At 54.1% G+C, this 7,147-nt stretch carries 6 protein-coding genes and 1 pseudogene; 4 read left to right on the top strand and 3 right to left on the bottom strand.

Annotated elements, in window-relative coordinates:
- The first annotated feature begins 166 nt into the window (after nucleotides 1–166).
- The gene (locus Q5Y75_RS28165) at nucleotides 167–562 is read left to right on the top strand and encodes a DUF1348 family protein (RefSeq protein ID WP_306203613.1); all 396 of its coding nucleotides are present in this window, start codon (nucleotides 167–169) and stop codon (nucleotides 560–562) included.
- A gap of 355 nt (nucleotides 563–917) precedes the next feature.
- Here the strand turns inward: Q5Y75_RS28165 and Q5Y75_RS28160 are convergent, their stop codons facing one another.
- From Q5Y75_RS28160 to Q5Y75_RS28150, 3 genes are all read right to left on the bottom strand, one after another.
- Entirely contained in the window at nucleotides 918–2,192 is a 1,275-nt protein-coding gene (locus tag Q5Y75_RS28160; protein ID WP_306203612.1) for an alpha/beta hydrolase, read from the bottom strand.
- Between the two features lie 155 nt (nucleotides 2,193–2,347).
- Nucleotides 2,348–3,094: a porin family protein gene (locus tag Q5Y75_RS28155; protein ID WP_306203611.1), complete on the bottom strand. Its 747-nt coding sequence runs from the start codon at nucleotides 3,092–3,094 to the stop codon at nucleotides 2,348–2,350.
- Nucleotides 3,095–3,160: 66 nt separating this feature from the next.
- A complete protein-coding gene (locus tag Q5Y75_RS28150; RefSeq protein ID WP_306203610.1) occupies nucleotides 3,161–4,234 on the bottom strand; it encodes a helix-turn-helix domain-containing protein in 1,074 nt (357 codons plus the stop codon).
- Nucleotides 4,235–4,711: 477 nt separating this feature from the next.
- On the opposite strand from Q5Y75_RS28150, the gene Q5Y75_RS28145 reads away from it, so the two are divergent.
- From Q5Y75_RS28145 to Q5Y75_RS28135, 3 genes and pseudogenes are all read left to right on the top strand, one after another.
- Nucleotides 4,712–5,767 (top strand): DUF1214 domain-containing protein, encoded by a 1,056-nt coding sequence (locus Q5Y75_RS28145; protein WP_306203609.1) that lies wholly within the window; start codon nucleotides 4,712–4,714, stop codon nucleotides 5,765–5,767.
- Nucleotides 5,768–5,784: 17 nt separating this feature from the next.
- Complete coding sequence (locus Q5Y75_RS28140) at nucleotides 5,785–6,804, top strand: DUF1254 domain-containing protein (RefSeq protein ID WP_306203608.1); 1,020 nt, start codon at nucleotides 5,785–5,787, stop codon at nucleotides 6,802–6,804.
- Between the two features lie 30 nt (nucleotides 6,805–6,834).
- Nucleotides 6,835–7,147, top strand: a pseudogene (locus Q5Y75_RS28135) (transporter); the annotation flags it as partial.

Genomic DNA, 7,147 nt, shown 5'->3' with positions numbered 1-7,147 from the left:
TGACTTATGATCATCGATTGACTTTCCGCAATCTCCGATATTCTAGCGTTAACAGTGCACTACCAGCGCTCTCAAATGGCGGCTAAGTCCGCTTAGCTGACTTGATTGAAGACATTCCGCTCCGCTAGTCTAGCAACGCTAAGTTTTAATTTTGCCGAGGGATATTGTGATACCTGATCTGCAGACCGCCCGACAGATGGCGCAATCGCATTGCGACGCTTGGACTGGTCGCAACCCTCAGGATGTCGCCAATCGCTACGCGAACGTTACTACCATGGGAATGAATGGTGGCGACCCTATGACAAGCCAAGCTGAAATCGCAGAAATGGCGGCAGGCTTCATGGCCGATTTTCCGGACCTTGTCCTAAGACTCGACACGGTTTTGGTCGCGGATCACCACATGGTCTATGTTTGGACCTTCGAAGGTCACCACAAGGAGACCGGGAATCATGTAAATTTCTCGGGCTGGGAAGAATGGGACCTCGACGACGATCTAAGGGTAACCCGATCGCTTGGCTGGTATGATGCTGCTGACTACGAACGGCAGGTCAGAGGAGAGTGAAGGCAGCCGTTTTTGAAGTAACCCGGATTGTCACTCCAACGTTCGTTAAGCCCTGCTGCGTGAAATCATTCTTTTAGAAATTCTACCGACGCAACGAACGGCAGCAAAGCGGGTTGCGTCCGCAGAAACCGAGAACAAAGCTGGACGGCAGCTTTGGGCCGTCCCTGTCGGTGGGACGTGGGCCAATCCCCAATGATGTCGCGAAGCGGCATACGGCAGGAGAGAGCCCACTTCGACCGATGCTGCGCGTTGCTCGAAAGTCAGCTTTGCGCTGAGAATTCTCGGTGCGTTGTCAGGCACATAGAATAAAATCAGTAACTGGTTCTGATATTTCTCACCTGTTGGAGTTCCAGTGTTAACTGCCATTTCTATATCGTTGTAGTGCTTGCGGATAGTTCGGCGGGAAACTCCAGACTGCTTCGCTCGGAGCACGCACAAGCCCACGCGCTTGAGGATCTCGGTCTGTAAGCAGAGCGATGAACAGGTCACTGCTGGCCCATGGCGAAGATCGGAAATACCAATGCCCGTTTCCTGTATCAGCCGCTTCGGCCTCGGTCACGTCTATGATATGTAGGGTTTTCATCTCAGACAGTCGGCGCTGGAACAGAGATCCATTTATTGCTTCATCGGAAACCTGACCCAGACGGTCGCGACCGAAGACCAACCGTGACATCGCCAGCGCTGAATCGGTCTGCGATTGATAAAGTGTCACATCTGTAACGGCATCCAGAAGACCGTCTTCAATTGATTGCAAAAAATAGCTGCGATCAAGATCGCTGCTGATCAGGATCAGCCGTCCCAGCCGTGGCTTCGGACCCGGTCGCAGGGCGATCTGATAGACCGCTTCAAAAGCAAGCCTTGATCCTGCGCTGTATCCTATAAGGTGAATTCGCCGGGCGTTAGTGTTTGCCGACAGGTATTCGACAAGAGACCGCAAATTGCGGCGCGTCGCCAAAGCAGATTCCTGATCCCGAAAATACGCCAGACGACTGGGTGTAGCGGGCCAGTTATAGCTGATGAAGGCGCCCTGATAGCCCAGAAAGTGCTGCAACTCTTTGGAAACAAGGGTCGAGTAATCAAAATCGACATTGTAGCCATGAATATAAATGAAAACGTCTTTGTTGCGAGAGGCTGCAAGATGATCGTCAACCCGTTGGGCAAACCGAAGACCGGCTGCCTTCATCTCCTGTTGCGACGGTGGATCGTCCATGTAGCGCGTGACGCTGAAGGGCATAACGCCAGTCTCTTGTACGTCAGATACACTGAGCGTGTAATTCCTAGAGCGGTCGCGCGTCATAGTAACGTGGCGAAGCATTTCCAATGACGCCAGTGGAGGGTCGCTTTGCACATCGACAACTCCGGCGCGTAGTACATGACCGCGCTCACTGTTGTAATAGGCTTGTGGGTCGCCGGGAACTGCTGGCAGCCGATCTGTAGCGTAGAACAGCTGCGAACGCTGCACGAAATTTTCTGCCGTGATGTCCTCGTAAGGGTCAAAAGCTGCCTCAGCAAAAACCGTTGGTGAGGGCATCAGTGCAATTTCGTCATAGACCTTTTCTCCACACGCGGCGAGAACACAGAACGAACACGCGGTTGCTGCAGGCAGAGTCCTGGCAATCAGTCGCCTCATCGGTCCTTTCCTCAATTGCCCTTGTCCGACAGTTCGCGTCCGGCTGCAGGTGTCGGTTCCAAACATGTCGGCATTAACGCTCGAGCCTTGGCGCAACTTCGGTACTTCAGACCTGTTTGTGTTCGGCATTGCCGTCTCTCGCATCATGCCCTTACTCAGAAGCTGTAGGTCACACCCACCACGGGTCCGGATTGTGAGAGCTTGAACCTGCTGTCACCTTCACCTTTGTCGACCGTGATGTAGCGGTAGCCAGCGCGCAAGTTCCACTTCGGTGTGATGGCATACCCCACCGTCGCCAAAAACTGCCCAGTTTCGCGGTCCGACCTGAACCCGCCATAATCGGCCAATACAACTGCCGACCAGCGGTCATTGATCTGATACCGGATACGGGCCGCAATCAGGGGGTCTACCCAATCTTCGCTGGTTCTTGAGCTCGGCGCTGGGGTGGGACCGCCGACCAGAGCGATTGTGCTGCTTGTCTCGAACCAACGAAATCCGGCCCCCACATCCAAGGCCAGGGTTTGGTCCTGATAGGCCGTGTAAGCTGCGTATCCGCTGAAGAACTGTGTCTTCAGGCTTGTTTCTGCGCCGCTGAACACTGGACCAGGGGTATCTCCTTCAAAAGACAGATCTGTGCGCATGTAATCGGCTATCAACGACCATCTGCCATTCCGCGCTTCAACTGTGCCCATGAAGGCGAGGTCCAGGTTATCAAACGCATCACTGAAACTGAGCTCGGACTCCAACGAGCCAATGGTTGTGTCGGTATCTGCGCCGTAAATGTAAAAGCTACCGTAAAAACGCCAACCCGTGTCTTGTGCCACCACTGCCGACCCACAGCAAAGGGCAGTTGTGATAGCTAATACTTTGCCAACGAAACTCCGAACCTGCCTGCGTTCCATACCGTGCTCCTCTTTGGCGTTCTCAAGCTTGAAGCGCTGCGATAGCTGAGCCGCGCCAAATTCCGGTTATCTCTCACAATTGCACTCGACCGGATCGAGTATCGGAACAGATGCCTCGTCGCCGTTCAGTTTACGGGCACGAAATTCCGACGGTGTTTGACCGGTCCATTTCTTGAACGCGCGTGTCATCGCTGTCGCATCAGAATACCCTAGCTGATCAGCAAGATCGCCCACGGATGTCGCAGTCTTGGAAAGCAGATGCTTCGCTCGGTCGCATTTGGCTTCGAGAACGATGCGGGAGAGTGATGTGCCATAGGCTGCAAGCCGTCGATTGAGAACCGCACCTCGCGCACCGCATGCATTGGCGAGCGTGATGGCTGACAAATTAGTCCGCCCTGCCATTGAGTTGGCGACGCTCTGGATCGAACTCAACAGGTCTGTCGGTACTGGATTATTGTCGTCCTGAGCTGTCGATACGCCTTCGGGCGCTGCTCGATCTACCAATTCAAATAGAAGCCATGCGCTTGGGAAGCGGATGGAATACCCATCTGGTCCCGCACCAACCGCCCGGATACCGTAGAAGTAGGACGGGAGCAGGTCAGGACGGTTCACCCGTACAAGAACCTTTTTTGCCTCCCAATGCTGACCAGCGGTTTCATGCAGCAACGCGGCCCACCGACTGATCTGAAACGCATCCATATAGGCCGGAGAGCTGCGTGGCGTAAACCTGCGTTTGGCAGACAGCGCGGCGAACTCTCCAGAGACATCCAGTGTCATTGTGACCGCATTTGTGTTGTTCCCAGCATGCACACAGAACCGGGCGATGAAATCGGCCAGGGACTTTGCGTTGCGAAAGGCCTGACCGAATGGGGACAAGGTGGTCGGGTCAGAAGTCTGACCAACTAGTGCCGGAAAGTCTGGCGATGTCTTTTGAGCAACGGCTTCGAATACGGCGTAGACTGTATCGTGCGAAATTAAGCAATTCGGCGCGCTCAGTTCTGTAAACGAAAGATCGAAACCCGCAAGAAGATCTTCTGCGGATTGACCGGATTCCCGATACGCCAACAAAAGCGGCAGGATAACCCGCCCACGTACCAGCGATGGCGTTTTGCCTTGAGCTTGCGCGTCTTGCTCCGTCATTTCACATCCTAAACTGCTGCGACTGCACGGCCGAGCAGCTGCAGTATAATGCGGCTACGCCGGGTGTCCCTGACCTGCGTCAACGTCAGGTACAGTTCTGAGAGCAATAATGTCAGGCATGGTTATGCAGGCAGTGTCAGACACACAACGACAGCGCTCATCTCGCCGAAGACTAAACGCCGGTTAAGAATATACAAAAACACTTGCCCTCGCACCGCCATGGTGGATCTGGAATCATTAACCGAAGGGTCAAAGTTTCAAACGACCTGTCATTTTGAGCCTATTTTCTGAGACGGCGGCTTCTAACTGTCAGGGCATACATTCGAACTTTGTGGTTTGTTGGAGAGAGATAGCCACGGCTCCAATTGTAGCATTTTGAGAAGCCACAAAATGAGAGGCGCGAGAGTGCGCTTTTGATCAGGTGCCGAGACCATCAAGCAATGCATTTCTGTAATTGGCTAGTGGAGCGAGCAAAACATGAATCTCACGCACAAACGCTGGAAACTTGCTGCATTGGCTGTTCTGCTTGGAACCACGGCCACTGCTCAGAGCTTTGACCTTACAGTCGATACGCTTGGAGAGACATATGAGGTGCCCGTTACCATAAGCAACTTTGTTCGGGCTGCGACAGACAACGAACTGAAGACGTACAATAGTCTGGCTGGAGGCGTAAATCAGTTCTTCCACTTCAAAGAACCCACCCCCATCGACAATCAGCCCACCATTCGGATGAACCGCGACACGCTCTACAGCGTTGCGGTTATTGATATCAGCAAAGGCGCAACCTTGACACTGCCCGATGTGGGCGACCGGTACATGACGACGATGGTGGTCAATCAGGATCATTTCATCAATGAAGTGTTCGACGGTGGCGGTGTGTTCCAGCTTGACATGGACACGTTCCATACCCCCTACGCACTTGTTTTCATGAGAATACTGGTGGATGCCGAGAGCCCCGAGGATGTTGCGGCGGTCAATGCAATTCAGGACGGGTTCACCATTGATGCCGTCTCTGCGACGCCCTTCGAGATGCCCAATTACGACACGGAGAGCTTTGAGGCGCTGCGCCAAGCCGCAATTGAGCTGGGCAGGTTCGCCACAGACAGCGTCCGGACTTTTGGTACGGCAGATCATGTAGACCCACTGCGCCATTTCCTTGGCACCGCCGTCGGCTTTGGTGGTCTACCAGAAGACGAGGCCTTTTATCTGAATATCGAGCCCGGCCTGCCGCTTGGAGAATATAAGGTTCATGTACCAGCGGATGTGCCTGTGAATGCATTCTGGTCCGTGAGCCTCTATAATGCAGACGGTTTTTTTGAACACAATTCCCTCGACTCGTATGTGGTCAATTCGGTCTCAGGCACCAAGAATGACGATGGTAGTGTGACCGTGCATTTCGGCGGCTGCGATGATGGTCGCGTTAACTGTCTCCCTATCATGGATGGCTGGAACTATGCCGTGCGCCTTTATCAGCCCGGGCCAGAGATCATCGACGGAAGCTGGGTCTTCCCCTCCGTAGAACCCGCAAACTGAACAACAGGATGCTTACGATGAAAAAGCTTCTTCTGACAGTCGCGCTTACACTCCCGACAGGCGTTTGGGCCGAAGACATGGTCGATGTGACCGTCGACACCCTTGTGCGCGCCGAGACAGATCACATGTTTCGCAGCAACATGGCCAATCTCGGCCTCGCTGTTGGCGAATTGGGGCATATGCGCGAAGCCACCACACCGGACAACCAGCCGGTTATCCGCATGAACCAGGACACGCTGTATTCAGCCGTACTGCTGGATTTGAGTGAACCCGTCGAAGTGACACTGCCCGAGGCAGAGGGGCGTTACATTTCGATGCATGTGATCAATCAGGACCATTTCATGTACGCCGAGGCAGAGCCCGGCACTTACCAAATCACACAGGAAGACCTTGGTACGCGCTTTGGTTTCATCGCGTTTCGCACCTTTGTTGATGTGAACGACCCGGCTGACATTGCTGCAGCACAGGCGGCACAGGATGCAATTGTCGTCAGCGGCGGTGGAACGGGTCCGTTTGACGCGCCCAACTGGAATACCGAACAGCTTGCCACTGCGCGTAAGGCGGTAAACGACCTGTCTTTGCTGGGCGTCGATACAGCACGAGCCTTTGGCAGAACCAAGGACGATATTGATCCGGTTCAGTTTCTGGTCGGTGCGCTCTCGGGCTGGGGCGGACTTCCCCCCGAGGCAGCGATCTATCTGTTGGACGCGGTCGATCAGAATGACGGCGAAGTACCACATGCGGTAACGGTCAAGGATGTGCCGGTTCGAGCGTTCTGGTCGGTGACTGTCTATAACGCTGACGGCTTTCTGGAAGCCAATGATCTGGGAGTAAACAGCTATAACGGCTACACAGCCGAAGCAGCAGAAGACGGCTCAGTCACGGTGCATTTCGGTGGGTGCGACGATGGCCGCGTGAACTGTCTGCCGATTACTCCAGGCTGGAACTACGCGATCCGCCTTTACGAACCAGACCAATCGATCTTGGACGGCAGTTGGACGTTCCCGCGTATCGAACAGGTTAGTTCGGCCAACTAGCCAGAGGCACTCTAAAAGGAACATACTCAGATGCGACGATCCCTTGCATGTGCCAGTTTGTTGTGCGCGATCTGTGCAGCGACATCATCCCCCGCAGACGAAGCCGCCGATCTGGCCCAGGAACTAGCCAACCCGCTTGCTGCAATCATCTCGGTTCCGTTTCAATTGAATTATGATGATAATCTGGGCGTCGCCGATCAGGGATCACGCACCACGCTGAACTTTCAGCCGGTGGTGCCATTTCAGCTGAATGACAACGTCAATCTGATCACCCGTACGATCATTCCTTACATCTGGCAGGAAGACGTTGTGCCAGGGACGCGTCAAGAGGGGTTCGGCGATA

Source organism: Ruegeria discodermiae (genome assembly GCF_030758345.1).
GTDB lineage: Bacteria > Pseudomonadota > Alphaproteobacteria > Rhodobacterales > Rhodobacteraceae > Ruegeria_C.
This window is presented reverse-complemented; position numbering and strand designations above follow the sequence as displayed.

Bases quoted from the DNA above. Each gene is read 5' to 3' on its own strand.
- Q5Y75_RS28145 (WP_306203609.1), top strand. From the start codon at position 4,712: ATGAATCTCACGCACAAACGCTGGAAACTTGCTGCATTGGCTGTTCTG.
- Q5Y75_RS28155 (WP_306203611.1), bottom strand. From the start codon at position 3,094: ATGGAACGCAGGCAGGTTCGGAGTTTCGTTGGCAAAGTATTAGCTATC.
- Q5Y75_RS28160 (WP_306203612.1), bottom strand. From the start codon at position 2,192: ATGAGGCGACTGATTGCCAGGACTCTGCCTGCAGCAACCGCGTGTTCG.
- Q5Y75_RS28140 (WP_306203608.1), top strand. From the start codon at position 5,785: ATGAAAAAGCTTCTTCTGACAGTCGCGCTTACACTCCCGACAGGCGTT.
- Q5Y75_RS28150 (WP_306203610.1), bottom strand. From the start codon at position 4,234: ATGACGGAGCAAGACGCGCAAGCTCAAGGCAAAACGCCATCGCTGGTA.